Origin of the sequence: Micromonospora sp. WMMD956 (assembly GCF_029626125.1) — a bacterium.
Classification (GTDB): domain Bacteria; phylum Actinomycetota; class Actinomycetes; order Mycobacteriales; family Micromonosporaceae; genus Micromonospora; species Micromonospora carbonacea.
The window spans coordinates 6,259,580-6,277,418 of the sequence record NZ_JARUBI010000005.1 but is presented as its reverse complement, the minus strand read 5'-3'; the positions used below and the strand labels follow the sequence as shown (position 1 = coordinate 6,277,418).

Here is a 17,839-nt window from a genome sequence, read left to right as displayed (position 1 = left end):
CGGGCCCCGGCTGCGGCGGCGGAACAGCGCGTGCCGGGCGCGGAGGAGGCGCGGCGGGACCGGCGTCAACGAGGGGTGGGCGACGGGGACGAGGACACCTGCGGGGTCGGGTCGGGCGGCGCGCCCAGCGGCCCGTCGAACACCACCGCCGGCCGTTGCGCGTCGCGCGCCCGGTGGAAGATCTCCATGCGCAGCCGCGCCGCGTCGGCGGGGACGAGGAAGGCGTAGTTGAGCCGCCGCACCGCCCCCGCGTCCACCGTCGGGCCGGCCTTCGGGTACTCCGGGTCGGGCACGACCAGCGCCAGGGTCTCCCGGTCGTCGACCAGCCCCCGGAAGGAGAACTCGTTGACGTCCAGCGCCCCGGGGCGGCCGTTGGTGAGGCTGGCGATCACCAGGGCGTACCAGGCGCCCTGGACCTGGACCCGGTGCGGCGCGGCGAGGGTGAGCGTGACGCCGTCGGGCCACGCGTACGTCTGCCCGAAGGCCAGCCGGGCCGGCGTCGGCACCGGCCCCGACGGGACGGGGTCCGGCGGCGGTGGGGTGGCCGGGCCGGGACGGCCGGCGGTGGCGGGCAGCCACCGGCAGTAGTTGGTGACGGCCACCTCCGCCGGGTCCTCGCGCCTTGCCTCGCCGCGCCGGGTCCCGTCGTAGAGCACCTGGCCCAGGGCGCGCAGCCCCGGCGCGTCGGAGCCGGCCGCCCGCCGGCCCACCTCGACGTGGGCGACGGCCCGCTGGTCGACCAGCAGCAGGCGGCCGGGCGCGGCCTGCGCGAACCGGCAGGCGTCGGCGGCGGCGACGGAACCGGCGGCCGGCGGGGGCGCGGCGGCGGCGACCTGTTCCGGCACCAGCGCCCCGGCCCGGCCCGGCAGGAAACCCTTCGTGGCCAGCCACATCGCGACGACCGGCGCGGCGTAACCGAGCACGAGCAGCCCGGTCACGACGGCCACGACGGCGCGCGGCCAGCCCCGGCCCCGGCGGAGCCCGGCCGGCCCCGCCGGGTGGCCCTGCGGCCACCGCGCGCGACGCCGCCGCGCCAGCCGGGCCACCGCCGCCACGACCGTGCCGGCCACCAGCGCCGCGGCCAGGCCGAACACCCCGACCACGGTGTACGCGCTGCCGATGGCCAGCACGCCCTGGTAGACGTCGCCGCAGCCGGTGCCCAGGCAGAGCTGGACGAACGTGATCGTGAGCAGCACCGAGACCAGCGCGTAGCCGGTGAGCACCGCCGCGACGAGGGCGTGCGCGGGGCCGAGCCCGACGTCGGCCCGGCCGCCGAGGGCTGCGGCGACGAACGCCACCACGAGCTGCCCGAGCGCGACCGCGCCGAGCAGCGCGTAGACGTTGAGCAGCGCCCGCTGGTAGCTGCCCGGGTCCAGCTCACGGCCCAGCCAGGTCGCCGCCGCCACCAGCAGCCGCCCGGAGGTGGCCTCGTTGACGGCCAACGCCACGACGAAGACCAGCACGGGCGGCAGCAGCGCCACCGCGGGCCGGATGCGCGGCCGGGGCAGGACGGCCGCGCCGTCGGCCCGGTCGAGGCGCACCGCCCGCAGGGCCCCGCCGCGCCGCGCGGCGGCCGTCAGCGGGTACGCCGCCGCCGCGAGCAGCGGCAGCAGCACCCACGGGTCCAGCGCGCTGGCGAACACGCCGACGGGCAACGCGACGGGCACGCCCGTGGCCGCCACCGAGGTCCCCGTCGACCAGGCCGTCAAACCGGCGCCGAAGGCGAGCGCGGCCAACGCCTGCCCCGCGCGGACGACCGGGGTCAGGGTGCGGCCGGCCGCCGACGGCAGCCACGCCGCCGCCGAGGCCACCGACCAGCGGGCGAACAGCAGGCAGCCCAGGGCGAGCAACGCCAGCGCGAGCACGCCCTGCACCGGGACCTGCCGCAGGATCGACGGCCAGGTCCCGTCGTCGCTCAGCGGCGCGGCGACGAGTTCGCCGCCCGCGATGCCGGCGGCCAGCGCCAGGCCAGGGCGCACGCCGGTGGGCAGCGGCGCGCCGGCCACCAGGGACACGAGGGCCTGCCGCCACAGGCCGGTGCCGACGACGGTCACGGTCAGCGCGCCGAGCAGCGCCGAGGCCAGCAGCAGGCCGTGCAGCCGGTCGCCGCCGAGCAGGTTGGTGGTGATGGTGCTCAGGTACGGCAGCGAGACGCCGACGGTCACGCCGGCCGCCAGCGCCTCGACGGTTCCGGCGCGCAGCAGCGCCTCGGGCCGGCGTACCACCTCGGCGCGGTCCGCGTTGGTCGGGTGCAGCCGCAGCAGCCGCCACCAGGCGCGCCGCGCCGGCCCGAGCGGCCCACCCGCCGGTGGCCGGCGCTCCGGGAAGGCCGGCGGGTGGAATAGCGGGTCGGCGCGGTCGGGGCCGGTCGCCGACGCGCGCACGTCGGCGTGGTGCTCCCGGGCGCGGACCACCGCGGCCCGGACGAGCCAGAGCAGGGCGACCGCGACGGCGAGCCGCCACCCGACGGGCCACAGCAGGGCGGGGCTCCGGACGGCCACGAACGCCAGCAGCGGCACGGCCACCACCAGCAGGAACGCCCAGCCGCTGAGCAGCGCCAGGACGGTGCGGTCGACGTCGCGGTTGCGCAGGTGGGCGAGTTCGTGCCGGACCACCGCCCGCAGCGCCAGCAGGCCGTCGTCGCTGGTGTCGTGCAGCAGTCCCCGGTTGAGGCGTACGTGGTAGTGGGGGTGGCAGCCGAAGGCCCGGCCGCCCGGCCCGGTGCGGTACGGGTTGACGACGAACCGGGGCGGGCGGGCCACCCGCGCCTCGTCGACCAACCGGGCGACCTCCCGCGCCGCGACCGGGTACACGGCCGGGTCGAGGGGGCGCAGCCCCTGCCGACGGATCAGCCGGCGGGGGTGCCGCCGGTAGCCGACGAACATCGCGGTCGCCACCAGCGTCGCCGCGCCCAGGCCGACTCCCGCGCGGCGCACGTCAACGGCCGAGTTGCAGGCCAGGTAGTCGTCGGTGACCCGCTGCGGCGAGGCGGTCGCGGCCGCCGTGTCGGCGGCGGCGACGCACCGCCGGTAACTGCTCTCCCAGCCGGTCAGGCCGCCGGCCACCGCGTCGTAGGTGTAGGCGGCGGCGCTGAGGGTCAGCGTCATCAGCAGCAGGAACAGCGAGGTGGTGGCGGGCGGGAGGGTGAACGGGTTCAGCCGTGCCCGGTCGGCGGCCGGGTCCGCTACGGCCGGGCGTTCCACCGCTTCACCAGCACGGCGGCGAGGTCGGCGGCGAGGGCTTCGGGCGCGCCCCGGTCGGCGGCGCGCCCGGCCGCCAGGGCCCTGATCCGCTCCTCCTGCCCGGGCGGGATCGGCGGGGCGACGCTGTCCTCGTCGACGGTGGGCCCGCGGAACGGCCACCAGCCCGCCGCCCGGTAGCGACGCCCGGCGGCCTTCGCGCCGGCGACGACGAGGTCCTTGCAGATGTCGACGACCACGGCCGCGGCGAGCACGCCGACGGCCTGGCCCGCCTCCTCCCAGCCGGCGGCCGTGGGCTCCGCGCCGGCCCGCCGCGCCCGGCGGGCGGCGGCCGGGTCGCGCAGGTAGGCGGTCGCCACGAAGTCGAAGTCCGCCAACTCGTCCGGTGCCACCTCCGCGACGATGTCGCGGGCGATGTCGATGACCTTGCGCTGTTCTGTGACCGGCACCACGTTCTCCCCTGAATCCGGAGTCAGGGGGGAGCGTGGCAGAGCGGCGCGGGGCGAGGTGTCGGCTGACCGACACAGCCCTCGCGTCCGCCGGATCGGCCGACCGTCGACGCAGCCGATCGGCCGGCGGCCCCCGGGCGGATGACGGCTCCCGGGCGGATGACGGCTCCCGATGTCGGGCGGGCGGCGGCGGCGGGCGGCTACCGCCCGCCGCGCGGGCGGGCGGCCCGCGCGCCGGCCAGTGCCAGGGCGGCCAGCGCCAGCACCACCGCGACGCCGCCCACCACGAGGGACGCGCCGTCGCGCCCGGCCCGGCCCGGCAGGTCGCGCCCGGCGGCGGCACGGTCGCCGCGCGCGCCGGTCCGGTCGGCTGCGCCCGGAGCGGCGGCGCGACCGGTCGGCCCCGCAACGCCGGGGCGTGCGGACGGGGTCGGGCCGGCGGGCAGGGCGTAGCGCAGGATCCGCGGTCGGGTGCCGGGTGGCTGGTTCGCCGTCTCCGAGACCGTCAGCAGGGACCGGCCGTCGCGGCTGTAGCTGACCGACTCCCCCTGCGGCTCGTCCGGCAGCGCGATGCTCCTCGGCCGGCCGGTGGTGAGGGCCGCGACGAGATCACCGTCGGGGACGTCGAACTCGAAGGCGTCGGCGTAGGTGCGCAGCACCACCCGCCGCCCGTCGGGCGCGTTCGCCCCGCCCGTGACCACCCGCCGCCCCAGGAAGGAGTACGGGTTGCGGGTCGTGGTGGACGGGAGTCGCACCTGTCCCACCCGGGCCAGCGGCACCGTCCCGCCCGCCCGCAGCGGCGCGGCCGGGCGGTACAGGCCCGCGCTGCCGCCCTGTTTCGTCACGACCACGGGCCGCCCGCCGTCGTCGACCAGGAGGGCCTCCGCGTCGTGGGCCCCGTCCGGGTACGTCATCCGGTGCAGCACCGGACGGGCCGCGCCGGGCGACAGCCGCCACAGGGCGACGGTGCGGCGGGCCCGGTCGTTGTCGCCGATGTCGGCGACCCAGATCGTGCCGTCCGCGCCCACGGCCAGGTCCTCGGTGTCGCGCGGGCGCGACGGGTAGCGCACCGCCCGCACCACCCGGCAGCTGGCGTCGAGGAAGAAGATCCGGCGGCGGGACTCCTCGTCGGCGCCGTCGTTGACCGCGACGAACCCGTCGTCGGTGGCGGCCAGCCCGGAGATCTCGGTCAACCGGTCGTCGCGGATGTCGCACACCGGCCGCCCTGCCGGCGGGGCGGGCGCGGCGCCGGGGCGGGCCGCCGCGACGACGGGGGCCGCCGCGACGACGGGGGCGAGGACGACGGCCACCGCGGCTGCGGCCACCGGCCACCGCCACCGGGGGTGCCGGGCCGATCCAGGTCTGGTCACCCCCGCATCATCGCGGCCGCACCGTCCATCGGGGAATCCGGTGCCGCCGCCTACTGATCCACCTGGCACGCGGCCCCGTTGAGCGCGAAGTCGGCGGGGCGCGGATTGCTCGCACCGGAGCTGGCCTGGAAGCCGAAGCTCGCCGTGGCGCCCTGCGGCAGGCTGGCGTTCCAGTCGACGTTGCGGGCGGTGACGGCGGCCCCGGACTGGGTGACCTGCGCGTTCCAGGCGTTGGTGACCCGCTGACCGGCGGCGAACGACCAGGTCAACGCCCACCCGTTCAGCGCCGGCCCCCGGTTGGTGACCCGCACCTCCGCCGTGAACCCGCCCGTCCACTGGTTGGGGGTCCAGGTGACCAGGCAGGTCGCCGGCACCCCGGTCGGCGGGGGCGTCGTGGGCGGGGTCGTCGGCGGGGCGGTCGTCGGCGGGGGCGTCGTGGTCGGCGGGGGCGTGGCGTCGCGCGGCGGGAAGCGCAGGATCCGGTCGTCGGTCGCGGTCGGCGAGCCGCGCCCGTCGCGGTTGCTGGTGGCGACCCAGAGCCACCCGTCCGGGCCGTACTCGACCGTGCGCAGCCGCCCGTAGGTGCCGACCAGCTCGGCGACCGGGGTGCCCGCGCCGCCGACGCCGTCGAGCGGCACGTTCCACAGCCGGGTCCCGCGCAGCGCGGCGACGAAGAGCCGGCTGCCGGCGATCGTCGCGCCGCTCGGGGACGCCTCGGCGGTCGTCCAGACCAGCAGCGGGTCGCGGAAGCGGGGGTCGTTGCCCCGGCCCTCCACCGTCGGCCAGCCGTAGTTGCCACCGGCGACGATGACGTTGACCTCGTCCCAGGTGTTCTGCCCGAATTCGGTGGCGTAGAGCCGGCCCTGGGCGTCCCAGGCCAGGCCCTGCACGTTGCGGTGGCCGAGGCTGTAGACCAGCGACCCGGGGAACGGGTTGTCGGGCGGGACCGACCCGTCGGGCCGCATCCGCAGGATCTTGCCGTTGCGGCTGGCCGGGTTCTGCGCGTTGGCGGTCTGCCCCGCGTCGCCGACGCCGGCGTAGAGCAGGCCGTCCGGGCCGAAGGCGATGCGCCCGCCGTCGTGGGTGCTGGCCCGGGCCAGGCCGGTGAGGATCGGCGTCTGGGTCTGCGGATCGGCGAGCCGGAACCGGACGATCCGGTTGTCCGTGGCGGTGGTGAGATAAACGTAGACGTAGCCGTCCTGGGCGTAGGTCGGCGAGACGGCGAGGCCGAGCAGGCCGCCCTCGCCGACCGGGGTCACACCGGAGATCTGGGCCACCGCCTCGGTCGGCTGGCCGGGCCGCACCCGCAGCACCTGGGCGGAGTTGCGCAGCGTCACCAGCGCGCTGCCGTCGGGCAGAAAATCCATCCCCCAGGGCACCGTCAGGCCGCTGGCGGCGACCTGGGGGCGGCTGAGGTCGAAGTCGCCGACGGCGAGGGCGACGCCCGCCACCGGGCGGGGGCCGGCGGCCGACGGCGGGTCGGCGAGGGCCGCCGCGCCGACGCCGCTCACCGCGAGGCCCGCCACGACCGCCGCCACCATCATCGACCGGGCTCTCACGGCACACCCCTCCCACCAGCCAGCCAACCATCGGCGTCAATATATCCGGCCGGCGGGGGATCCGACAGCGCGGCGACGCGGGCCGGGTGCCGGCAGTCACCGCGCGGCGGGGAGCCGGCCGTCGCAGCGCACGTCCGGGTCGGCGACCGGCCGCCGGGGCATCATCCAGTCCAGGACCGTCTCCTCCACCGGCCAGCCGTGCACCGACACCACGCTGTACGGCACCCGCGTCGCCTCCGGGCAGAGCACCTGCGACCGGACCCGGCCGTTCGGCAGGAACCGCACACCGGCCGCCCGGTCCAGCACGATCGTCGACGTGTCGGTGACCGTGATGAGCGCGCCGAGCACCACCTCCGGCCCCGTCCGGTCGGCCGGCGTCGGGTCCGCGCCGGTGCCCGCCTCGGCGTCGGCCGCCCCCGCCGGGGCCAGCTCGACCGCGGCGGTCGGCAGCACCGGGACCCGGAGGAAGACCGCCCCCATCACCAGCGGCAGCACGGCGGCGACCGCGTACGCCAGCCCGTGCGTCAGCACCGGGGCGCTCCAGCCGGGGATCGGGCCGGTGAGCAGCACCGCGGCGGCGGGCGGCACCGCCAGCAGCGCGGCCGTGGCCAGCTCGTCCTGCCGCAGGGCCGACCAGATCGCCGGGCCCAGCGCGGTGTACGCCAGCACGGCCGCCGCCAGCGGCAGCGCCACGCTCACCAGCAGGATCCGGGTCGGCTGGTCCGGGTGCAGGTAGCGGGTGCGCAGCGCGAGCAGCCAGAGCCCCAGCATCAGCAGCGTCGGCAGGAAGCGCAGCTGCCACGTCAGCGCCCCCAGCGCGACGGCGCCGGTGAGCACCCAGCCCGGGGTGCGCGCCGTCCCGGAGGCCAACAGCGACCGCTCCGGGTCGAACCGGTCAGGGGCGCTCAGCCGCAGCAGCCGACCGAGCACGCCGAACGTGAGAACCACCAGGGGAAAGGCCCAGACCAGCGCGATCAGCAGCGCGCTGAGCAGGCCGAGCGGGCTGACGTACTGCACCAGCAGCAGCATGGTGGACATGTCCTGCCGGCTGAGCTGCCACAACCGCAGCACCAGGAGCAGGACGGGGAACGCGGGCAGGAGCGTCAGCAGCCACTGCTGCGCCTGCCGCGCCCCCGCCATGCGGCGCGGCCGCCCCGACTTGCCGGGGCCGGCGGCGATCCGGGGTGCGCCGGGGCCGGTAGCGCGATCCTCTCCCACGGCCACTGCCGTACCTCCACCTTCCTCGGCTCGGGCTGCCGCTGTTCCGCGACGGACTGCGGGAGGTTGTACCGCTGCTGCCAGCGCAGGTTCGCGTCGTACGCGTTCTCCCAGGTCGAGTTCTCCTCGTCCTCGGCCGACGCGTAGAGGGCGAGGTCGACCAGGTCCCGCAGCGCCTCGTTGGGGCCGGTGTTGACGCCCCACTTCTCCTGCGCCGAGGAGCCGATGTCCCAGTGCCGCAGCGGCTTGGCGCCCCGCAGCTCGGCCGGGAAGCGCTGACCGTCGTCGTCGGGCCGGTCGCCGGTGACGAAGCCGGCGAGGATCGCGGCGTCGGTGGTGACCGCGTACACCTTGCCGTCGTAGAGCAGCTGGACGCAGTCGCTGATCCGGTTGCGGCCGATCGGCTTGGCGCCGGCCTCCCGTAGCCGCTGGGCGGAGGTCGAGGTGGTCAGCGTGCAGACCGTCCGGCCGCCCAGGTCCTCCAGGCTGCTCACCTGCTCCGCGTCGCCGACGCTGTCCAGGGTGATCACCGACTGCTCCGTGTAGAGGTAGGGGGCGGAGAAGACCGCGCCCTCCTCCTCCCGCTGCTTGGTGATGCTGTAGGAGGCGATCACCAGGTCGACGGTGACGAACCCGTCTCCGTCGCGGGCCTGGCGGCGGGCCCGGTCCTCGCTCTCGATCGGCAGGAACCGCACCTGGGACCGGTCGAAGCCGAGGTAGCCGGCGATCATGTAGGCGATGTCGACGTCGAAGCCCTTCCACACGTTGTTCGGGAACCGCTGGGAGATGCCGGGCTGGTCGTCCTTCACCCCGATGAGGAGCTGCTGCCTGCCCTTCATCCCGGCCTGCTCCAACAGCTCGTCGCGGGTCGGCGGGCCGAACGCGAGCACGATCGGGATCAGGGCCGCCGCGAGGACGGCCAGCGTGACCGCGAGCCCCACCAGCCGGATCTGTCGGACCCGCGTGACGCGCGGCGGGGCGTCCCCCGCCGTGGCCGGCCGGGCCGGGCCCGGCTCGCTTGCCTGACTCAACTGCATCCTCCCCCGCCACACGGCCACGTGACCGGCCCTCCATTGTGAGCCACCGCCCGGGTCACGGCGAGCCGCCATCCCCCCGGTGACCGGCCGGATACCGGACAGGCCGGCCGCCGGCCCGCCGGGCGGGCCCCGATTCGGCGGTATCGCCCCGGCGGCGGCGGCGATCGCGAGAGAGTCGGTGCCGAGAGGGTCGGTCCTGACCACCCGGCGAGAGGAGCAGGATCCCGTGCCACGATCCCGTCGCCTGCCGGCGCTGCTCGCCGTGGCCGGGGGCCTCCCGCTGGTCGAGGCCACGATCCTGACGTGGCTCGACTTCGTCTCGCCGCAGGCGCTGGCGCCGCAGGTCACGGCGGTCTGGCCGTACGACACCTACCACGACCTGCGGTGGCTGTTCGTCTACCACGACTCGTGGCCGACCTTCGGCCTCGGCCTGGTGGCGGCGATCGTGCTCCGGGGCGCCCTGTCCGCGCTGCTGGTCCTGCTCTCCTGGCCGGCGCAGGCGCCCCGCCCGCCCACCGGCGCGCTGGTCCGGCGCAACCTCGGGGTGGCCACGCTCACCGCCGCCATCGTCACGCCCTTCGCCGCGCTGTCGGTCGCGGCGTCGGCGGTGGCCCTGTCCTGGTACCTGTTCGTCTCGCTCGGCCCGATGATCCTGCTCGCCCCCTTCCTGCAACGGATGGCCGTCGTCCCCCACGGGTGGCGGGGCCTGCCGTCCGCGGAGCTGTTCGGCTGGTCGCTGCTGGACCTGGTGCTGCTCTCCGTGACCGGCGGCCTGGTCTGGAGCGCCGCCCCGGGCTGGACACCGCTGGTCGCGCTGGGTGCGGGGGTGTGCAACGGGCTGCTCTGGCACCAGACGGTGCGCGCGGCCCTGCGGCCGGCCCACGTGCGGTTGCCACGGCTGCCGGCGGTGCCGGTCGTGGTGGTGCTGGCGCTGGCCGTGCCGCTGGTCATGCAGATCCTCGCGGTGCCGCGCAGCGGCATGCGGGACTCGTTCGGCCCGCCGCTGTTCTCGCAGCCGCTCGCGGCGTCCGTCCCGTACGCGGTGCTCCTGCTCGCCGGGCACGACAGCACCTACGACGGCCGGCCGGCCGCGGACCCCCGGGTGTGGCGCTACTCCTACGCCGGGGTGGACGCCCGGGGCCGGCCGTTGCCCTACGCGGCGTTGGCCACCCACCAGTCGCTGGCGACCAGCTCGGAGCTCCTGGCCGCCCAGGTCGACGCGCTGCACCGGCTCACCGGTCGGCCGGTCGCGCTGCTCGGGGAGAGCGAGGGGGCCATGGTGGCGCGGACCTACCTGCGCGACCGGCCGGACTCGCCGGTGCGCGCGCTGCTCATGTTCAGCCCGCTGGTCCGCTCCGGGCGGGCGTACTATCCGCCGGCGGAGGCCACCGGCGGCTGGGGAGTCGGCACCGGCTGGGTGCTGCGCGCCATGTTCGGGCTCGCCAACCGCCTCGGCAACGGCACCAGCAACCCCGACGAGCCCTTCGTCCGCTCCCTCATCGACAACGCGCCCTTCTACCGCTACCAGACGATGTGCCCCGTCCCCGGGGTGCGGATGATCGCCTTCCTGCCGACCGTCAGCTCCGTGGAGGCTCCGCCGGGGCCGTTCACCAGGATCCCGGTCGTCGAGGTGCCCGCCTTCCACGCGGGGTTCCTCGGCCGGCGGGCCGTCGCCGACGAGATGATCGACTTCCTCTCCGGCCGGAACCTCGACAAGCCACGCGCCGAGTACGGCGTGCTCCAGCGCCTCGGGGCGGCCTGGCAGGCGCCGCCCCTGACGGTCACCCTGAACCCGGCCTGGCGAAGCCAGGTCCCGCCGGGCACGAAGCCGTTCCTGAAGTCGCAGCTCTGCGCGCCGGTCAGCTGATCCCCCGCCCGCCCGGCGCGGCGGGCCGCCGGCGGCCCGCCGCCCGCAGGCACCCGGCGAGCAGGCACACCGCCACGGCGGCGAGCAGCGCCGACAGCGCCCGCTCGACCGGATGGTAGGGCAAGAGCAGCACGGTGAGCAGGATGTCGAACGAGCCCGCGCCGGCCGCCGCGAGGACGGCGGCCCGCCGGTTCACGGTCAACGCCAGGGCCGCCGCGACCGTCGCCAGCCCCGCCGCGAGCTGGAGCCACGCCCACCCCGTGACATCGAGCCGCCGGAACCCCTCGTCGACCACCACGTACGGGTCCACCCGCACGACGCTCGCCCCGACCGCCCCGTCGATGGCGCCGGCCACGCCGAGGAGCAGCCCGGCGACGAGCCGGCCGCTGCGCCGGTCGTCCGGGCCCGCCCCGCTGTCCGGGGGACCGGCCCGGCGCGGAACGGGTCCGTCCGGATCCGATTGCTGTCCTCGCATGCCGCTCCAGCGTGGTGCGTCCCGGGCGCGCCCGGTGGGGCGGCCGTCGTGGCTCCCGTCGCCCTGCCGCCGGCAGGGCGACCGCCCTGTTGCCGAGGATGTCAGGTCCGCCGTCGAAGGCGGGCAGAAAGGCCCTATTTGGCGGGGCGCTGGCGGGCGTATTGTCGTCGTGTGGCACAACGGAGCGTCAGCCGCGCGCGGCCGGTCGTCGTCCTGGCCGGGATCAGCGTGACCGCCTCGGTCGCGATGGCGGTCGGGGTGTGGGGCAGCCGCCTCTGGGCCGGGAACTCGTTCGTGACCGCCTGCGTGGTCACGGCGCTCGTCGCGTCCGTCGGCGGCCTCGTCGTCGTGCCGTTGCTCAGCCGGTTCGCCGCGCGCGGGAACGGCCGGTCCTCGGCCGACTGACGCCCCGCAGGGCAGCGCCCCCCACCTCGCGCCGGGCGGCGGGCCCGGGCCGGGTCAGGGCGCGCGGCCGTCGGTGGGCGTCCCGCCGCCGCGCCGCCGGACCAGCCAGCCGACGGCGGCCCCGGCCCCCGCGCCACCGCTGGCGACGAGGGCGAGCTGCATGATCTGGTCGGCCTGCAGTCCGGCCCACTTGGCCATCGAGATGACCACGACGATCGGCAGCAGGGCCGCGCCGGCGTAGACGAGGAACATCAACGCCTGGTGCCAGCGCAGCCGGATGTAGAGCTGGTTCGTCGTCTCGTCGTCGGTCGCCCGGCGCAGGTGGTGGTCGCGGAACTCCAGCTCGTTCCTGGGGGGCTTGCTGTCGTAGGGGCTCGGCTTCCCGCGCCCGACGGCGCTCCGGCCGCGCGGTGTCCGATCGTTGTTGTTCGTCGCCGGGGCGCTCACTGTGCCCCCTCCCGGGGGATCGGAGGTTGTTCTGTGGGGGAGCAACATGTCCAGGCTACGACGACCACGACTGTCGCACAACGTGACTGCGAGCGTGCGTTCGCGTGTCGTCCTGCGTGACGCCCGACATCGCCGTCACCCGTCCGAGGGTATCTGCCAGAAACCAGCCGGGTGCCTGCTCCCTCATGGAGCAACACCGCGTACAGTGGAGACACCCCCTCCGAGGAGGTGTCGGCGTCATGGCCAGGCCGGAACTGACGAAGATCATCGCTGCCCGCATCCGCCGCCTGCGCGACGAACGCGGCTGGTCCGCCCGCCAGCTCGCCGAGCAGTGCGAGCAGCTCGGCACGTCCTCGCTGTCCCGCAGCGCGATCGCCAAGATCGAGGCGGGTCTGCGGGGGATCGACGTGGAGGAGCTGCACCTGCTGGCGACGGCGCTCGGGGTCACCTTCGACCAGCTCACCGCCGACACCGCGGTCACCGTGCTCCACCTGTCCCACCTGCGGTTCGCGCCGGGGCAGGCGTTCGGCGCACCGGTGCCGGCGGGCGCCCACGAGGAGGTCCTCGCGGCGTTGTGCGCGGACCTGGACCTGCTCGCCCGCAGCCTTCCGGGCGCCCGCCCGGACCTCGTCGTGGTCAGCGGCGACCTGGCGGTCACCGGCCGACCCCGGGAGTTCGACCTGGTCAAGTCCTTCCTGGAGGGGCTCGCCGAGCACCTCGGCATCGGCTTCGGCCGGATCGCGGTCGTGCCGGGAGAACGCGACGTCAACGAGGCGGCGGCGCGGGCGTACCTGGCGCAGTGCGAGGCCGACGACGTCGCCCCGGTCAAGCCCTACTGGCACAACTGGCGGCACTTCGCCACCCTGTTCGACGCCTGGCCGGAGGACCGCCAGCAGGCCCGGATGCAGAAGGAGCACCCGTGGAGCCTGTTCGAGCTGCCCGACCTGCGGGTGGTGGTCGCCGGGCTCAACTCCACGATCGACGCCGAGCCGGCCGCCGGGGCCGGCCCCCGGCCGGGCCGCATCGGCGCGGAGCAGGCCCGGCACGTGGCCGAGTCGTTGGCCACGTACGAGGAGCGGGGTTGGCTGCGGATCGGCGTGGTGCACCATGATCCGCACGGCCGCTCCGAGCCGGCCCACGAGCGGCTCGCCGACGCCGAGCTGCTCGACGGGGCCCTGGGCCACCGGCTGAACCTCCTGCTGCACGGCAACGGCGACGAGAAGGCCCCCGCCGGCGGCCAGTTGGCCGGCGGGCTGCCGACCTACGGGCTGGGCCCCCTCCCGAGCCCGGAGGCGGCCAGCCGCTACCAGCTGCTGCGGTTGACCGAGGACGGCCTGGTCCGGCTCAGCCGCCGGTTCGACCGGGAGCAGGCCCGCTGGCTGGGCGAGACCGCCGACGTGGTCGCGCGGCCCCGGTGGTCGCCGCCGACGCCGGTCGTCTGGCGGGCGGCGGAGAACACCTTCCCGGTGTCGTCGGCCCACCGGGTCGTGGCGCGCTCCGGGGACGGCTGGAGGCCCGCCGGCTCGGACTGGGATCAGCTCGACTCGCGGCGTCTGCTGCTGGACCAGATCGCCGACGTGTGCGTGGCGCGGCACTCGGGCGCGGTGGTGCACCGCATCAAGGGCGCGTTCCCCTACCTGCGGGTGACCTACGCCGACGGCGGGCGGGCGCGGCAGCTGCGCATCGGCGCCTGCGTGCGCACGGTCGACGAGCACGACGTGGACACCTTCCTGGAGCAGGTGCACGGCGCCGACCCCGACGTCGAGTCGGAACTCGTCTACCAGGGCGAGGAGCCGGCGCGGGCGCTGCGCGACTACGCCCGCCGACGCAAGGTGCGGCTGCGCAGCTTCCGCCAGTTCCAGGGGCTGCTCGACCTCACCGGCTACCTGCGGACGCAGTCCGAGGCGCTGCTGGCCGACCCCCGCTATCCCGCCCAGGGCTACGTCCCGCAGCGGTTCGTCGACAAGACCCACGCCGCGGCCCGCCCGCGCGTCGACGGCGACGAGACCCGCGAGGACCTGGTCGGGGAGCTGCTGGAGCTGGTGGGCGGCGACGAGGGCCGGTTCGTCCTGCTGCTGGGCGACTTCGGGCGCGGCAAGACCTTCGCGCTGCGGGAGCTGACCCGACGCATCGGCACCGAACTGCCGCACGTGCTGCCGGTCCTGATCGACCTGCGGGCCTCGGACAAGGCCAACACGCTGGAGGGACACGTCGCGGCGCACCTGGCCAACCACGGCCACGACAAGATCGACCTGCCCGCCTTCCGGTACATGCTGGACCACGGCCGGATCGTGCTGATCTTCGACGGCTTCGACGAGCTGGTGGCCCGGGCCACCTACGCCCGGGCGGCGGACCACCTCGGCACGCTGCTCGCCGCCGCCCGCGGGCAGGCCAAGATCATCGTTGCCAGCCGGACCCAGCACTTCGCCGCGCACTCGCAGGTCGCCACCGCGATGGAGGCACGGATCGGCAGCCTGCCCCAGCGCCGCGTGCTGAGCCTGTCGCACCTGTCCGCCGCGCAGATCCGCGCCCTGCTGGTCCAGCGCTTCGGTGGGCAGGTCGAGGAGGTCGACCGGCGGCTCGACCTCCTGGCGAGCATTCCCGGGCTGATGCCGCTGGCCACCAACCCACGGATGCTGGGCTTCATCGCCGACCTGCCCACGGACCGGCTGCGCGCGGTGTCGGCGGCGAGCGGCACGATCAGCCCGGCCCGCCTGTACGAGGAGATCATCGACGCCTGGCTCGGCTACGAGGGCGACCGGACGCAGGACATCCGGGGGGTGCCGGTCGGCCTCGCCGCCGGGGACCTGTTCGCGGCGGTCACCGCGCTGGCGCTGCGGCTGTGGGAACGCGGCGAGGCGCTGATGCGGGTCGAGGAGATCCAGGACCTGGCCGGCACGCTGACCGATCTCGCCGGCCGGCACCTGTCCGCCGAGCAGATCACCCATGCCATCGGCGCCGGCAGCCTGCTCATCCGCACGGACGACGGGGTGTTCAGCTTCATCCACGAATCCGTCACGGAGTGGCTGGTCGCCCGGCACCTGGCCGACGACCTCTCCGCCACCGGCCGCGAGCACACCGGCCGGTTGCACGCCCACCCGCTGTCCCAGCTCACCATCGACTTCCTGTGCGACCTGGCCGAGCCGTCGGTCTGCCGGCGCTGGGCGCAGGGGGTGCTGGACGACCCCGACGCCACCCCCGCCGCCCGGACGAACGCGGGGCGGATCATCGCCCGGTTCAGCACCTCCCCCGGGCTCAACCTGCGCTCGGCCCTGCTCAGCGGGCTGCACCTGACCGAGCGGTCGTGGCCGGCGGCGGACCTCACCGACGCGGACCTGACCGGGGCCCGGCTGGCGGACATGGTGCTCGCCGACGCCACCCTGCGCGGGGCCCGGCTGGCCGGCGTCGCCATCGAGGACAGCGACCTGTCCGGGGCCGACCTGCGGGGCGCGGACCTGTCGGGGGCCCGGATCGTCGGCAGCAACCTGGCCCGGGCCGACCTGACCGGGGCCGACCTGACCGACGCGCGGATCCTCACCACCGACCTGTCCGACGCGGTGCTGACCGACGTGCGGTGGCGGAGGGCGGCGGTGGTGTCGGCGACGGCCGCCCCGGCGGCCCTCGACGGGCTGCGCCGCCGGGGCGCGGTGGTGCTGCCCGGCAGCCCGCTGACCACGGCGGTCCGGCCGGTCGCGCTGGGCGTCCTGTTCGGCTTCGAGGAGGGCCGGCTGCCGCGCCCGGTCGGCTACGACGCCGAGGGCGCGCTGCTGGCGATCGGCTGCGAGGACGGCTCGGTGCTGATCTGCGACGCCCGGGACAACCGGCCGCTGCGCACGCTGACCGGCCACGAGTGGCGGACGTACTCGGTGAACTTCAGCCCCACCGAGCCGCTGCTGGCCACCGGCGCCCAGGACGGCCTCGTCCGCCTCTGGGACGCCACCACCGGCGAGTGCCGGCACGTGCTGTCCGGGCACCGGGAGTGGGTGTGGCCGCTGCTGTTCGACAGCAGCGGCACGCTGCTGGCCACCGGCGACAAGGACGGCGTGGTCCGGGTCTGGGAGGTCGCCACCGGGCGACTGCGGTGGGAGCTGCCGGGGCACCGGGCACCGGTGTGGACGGGCACGTTCAACCCGGACGGCTCGACGCTGGCCACCGGCGACGACGGCGGCGTCGTGCGGCTGTGGGACCTGCGCACCGGCCTGCTGCGGCAGCGCGCGGAGGCGGAGGACAAGCTGACGTACTGGCTGCGGCACGACCCGGGCGGCACCTTCCTGGCCGGTGGCGCGGAGGACGGCGTCCTGCGGCTGTGGGACCCCAGGACGGGCCGGCTGCTGCACCGGCTGACCGGGCACGAGGGGCCGATCTACACCTTCGACTTCCACCCCTCCGGCCGGCACCTCGTCAGCGCCGACGTCACCGGGTCGGTGCGACGCTGGGACCTGCCGGAGGGCGGCCACTCGCCGGTCGGCCGGGAGGTGGGCCGGCACAGCGGGGCCGTGTACCGGGTCGCGTTCAGCCCGCGCGGCACGATGTTCGCCACCGGCGACAGCGACGGGTGGGTCAGGATCTGGGACGACGCCACCTGCGAGGTGCGCCACGAGCTGGACCGCCACTACGCCTCGGTGTGGCCGATCACGTTCCGCCCGGACGGTGACCGGCTGATCAGCAGCAGCAACGACTTCACCACGAAGGTGTGGAGCACCGGCAGCGGCGAGTCGGCCGCCGTGCTGCGCGGCCACGGCCGGCAGATGCGGGCCGTGGCCTTCAACCGGGACGGATCGCTGCTGGCCACCAGCAGCAACGACGGGCTGGTCCGGTTGTGGGACCCGGTCGCCGGGGAGTGCCGGCAGGTGCTGGAGTCCAACCGGATGGACCGGCTGGTCTCGGTGGCCTTCGGCGCGGAGCCCCACCTGCTGGCCACCGCCAGCAACGACGGGCGGGTCTACCTGTGGGACGCCGAGGCCGGCGCGGAGGGCCGGCAGCTCGAGGTGTCGAGCGACGCGGTCTGGGCAATGGTGTTCGACCCGGCCGGGGACCGCATCGCCGTCGCCAACGACGACCACACGGTGCAGCTGCTGATCCGCACGACCGGGCGCACGATCGGGTGGCTGCGCGGCTTCCGGGGCCGGGTCCGGGCCCTGGCCTACTCCCCCGACGGCGCGACGCTGGCCACCGGCTGCGACGACGAGCTGGTCCGCCTGCACGACCCGGGCTCCGACGAGGCGCGGGTGCTGCCGAAGACGCACAGCGGCCGCATCGTGTCCCTGGCCTACCGGGCGGACGGGCGGATGCTCGCCTCGGCGAGCGCCGACGGCACGGCGGTGCTGTGGGACCCGCACGGGCAGGCCGTGCTGCGGGTGCTCCAGCCGGGGCGGCGCAAGTTGTGGACGGTGGCCTTCCACCCGGACGGCCGGCTTCTCGCCACGGCCGGCGACGACGGGGTCATCGACCTCTGGGACACGCGGACCGGCCAGCGGGTGCAGGAGCTGACGGGGCACACCCGCCGGATCTGGTCGGTGGCGTTCAGCCCGGACGGTGGCCTGTTGGCCAGCGGCAGCACCGACGGCACCGTGCGGCTGTGGCAGCCGGCGTCGGACGGCACGGCCGCCCACCGGTGCACGCTGCTGGGCCTGACCGAGCGTTCCTGGGTGGCGTTCACCCCGAACGGGCGGCACAAGTCGGCGGGCGAGGTCTCGGCCGACTTCTGGCACGTGGCCGGGATGTGCCGGTTCGAGGTCGGTGAGCTCGATCCGTATCTGGACAACGTGGGCCGGATACCGGCCGGTGTCCCCCTACGGGACTGACCCCGACC

11 protein-coding genes are annotated in these 17,839 nt (G+C 76.0%); 3 read left to right on the top strand and 8 right to left on the bottom strand.

Features of this window, described 5'->3' with window-relative positions:
• Window positions 1–65: 65 nt before the first annotated feature.
• The 6 genes from O7628_RS27355 to O7628_RS27330 form a co-directional block, all read right to left on the bottom strand.
• Complete coding sequence (locus tag O7628_RS27355) at window positions 66–3,203, bottom strand: M48 family metalloprotease (RefSeq protein WP_278134937.1); 3,138 nt, start codon at window positions 3,201–3,203, stop codon at window positions 66–68.
• On the bottom strand, window positions 3,185–3,649 hold the full coding sequence (locus O7628_RS27350; RefSeq protein ID WP_278134935.1) for a hypothetical protein: 465 nt from the start codon (window positions 3,647–3,649) through the stop codon (window positions 3,185–3,187). The genes O7628_RS27355 and O7628_RS27350 overlap by 19 nt, the downstream gene beginning before the upstream one ends.
• Window positions 3,650–3,849: 200 nt before the next feature.
• Entirely contained in the window at window positions 3,850–5,019 is a 1,170-nt protein-coding gene (locus O7628_RS27345) for a hypothetical protein (protein ID WP_278134933.1), read from the bottom strand.
• Window positions 5,020–5,069: 50 nt separating this feature from the next.
• Window positions 5,070–6,578 carry a PQQ-dependent sugar dehydrogenase gene (locus tag O7628_RS27340; RefSeq protein WP_278134931.1) on the bottom strand — a complete coding sequence of 503 codons (1,509 nt, stop codon included), beginning with the start codon at window positions 6,576–6,578 and terminating at the stop codon, window positions 5,070–5,072.
• 96 nt (window positions 6,579–6,674) lie between these two features.
• On the bottom strand, window positions 6,675–7,718 hold the full coding sequence (locus O7628_RS27335; RefSeq protein ID WP_278134929.1) for a hypothetical protein: 1,044 nt from the start codon (window positions 7,716–7,718) through the stop codon (window positions 6,675–6,677).
• Window positions 7,682–8,833: a transporter substrate-binding domain-containing protein gene (locus O7628_RS27330; protein WP_278134927.1), complete on the bottom strand. Its 1,152-nt coding sequence runs from the start codon at window positions 8,831–8,833 to the stop codon at window positions 7,682–7,684. The genes O7628_RS27335 and O7628_RS27330 overlap by 37 nt, the downstream gene beginning before the upstream one ends.
• A 226-nt stretch (window positions 8,834–9,059) precedes the next feature.
• On the opposite strand from O7628_RS27330, the gene O7628_RS27325 reads away from it, so the two are divergent.
• Window positions 9,060–10,700 carry a hypothetical protein gene (locus O7628_RS27325; RefSeq protein WP_278134925.1) on the top strand — a complete coding sequence of 547 codons (1,641 nt, stop codon included), beginning with the start codon at window positions 9,060–9,062 and terminating at the stop codon, window positions 10,698–10,700.
• Here the strand turns inward: O7628_RS27325 and O7628_RS27320 are convergent.
• Complete coding sequence (locus O7628_RS27320) at window positions 10,693–11,175, bottom strand: hypothetical protein (RefSeq protein WP_278134924.1); 483 nt, start codon at window positions 11,173–11,175, stop codon at window positions 10,693–10,695. The genes O7628_RS27325 and O7628_RS27320 overlap by 8 nt on opposite strands.
• Window positions 11,176–11,346: 171 nt before the next feature.
• On the opposite strand from O7628_RS27320, the gene O7628_RS27315 reads away from it, so the two are divergent.
• Window positions 11,347–11,580, top strand: a complete 234-nt coding sequence (locus O7628_RS27315) for a hypothetical protein (RefSeq protein ID WP_074476115.1) — start codon at window positions 11,347–11,349, stop codon at window positions 11,578–11,580.
• Between the two features lie 54 nt (window positions 11,581–11,634).
• Here O7628_RS27315 and O7628_RS27310 read toward each other — a convergent pair whose 3' ends face one another.
• Window positions 11,635–12,027 (bottom strand): hypothetical protein, encoded by a 393-nt coding sequence (locus O7628_RS27310; RefSeq protein ID WP_278134922.1) that lies wholly within the window; start codon window positions 12,025–12,027, stop codon window positions 11,635–11,637.
• Between the two features lie 239 nt (window positions 12,028–12,266).
• Here O7628_RS27310 and O7628_RS27305 point away from each other — a divergent pair, with 239 nt between their 5' ends.
• The gene (locus O7628_RS27305) at window positions 12,267–17,831 is read left to right on the top strand and encodes a pentapeptide repeat-containing protein (RefSeq protein WP_278134920.1); all 5,565 of its coding nucleotides are present in this window, start codon (window positions 12,267–12,269) and stop codon (window positions 17,829–17,831) included.
• Window positions 17,832–17,839 lie beyond the last annotated feature (8 nt).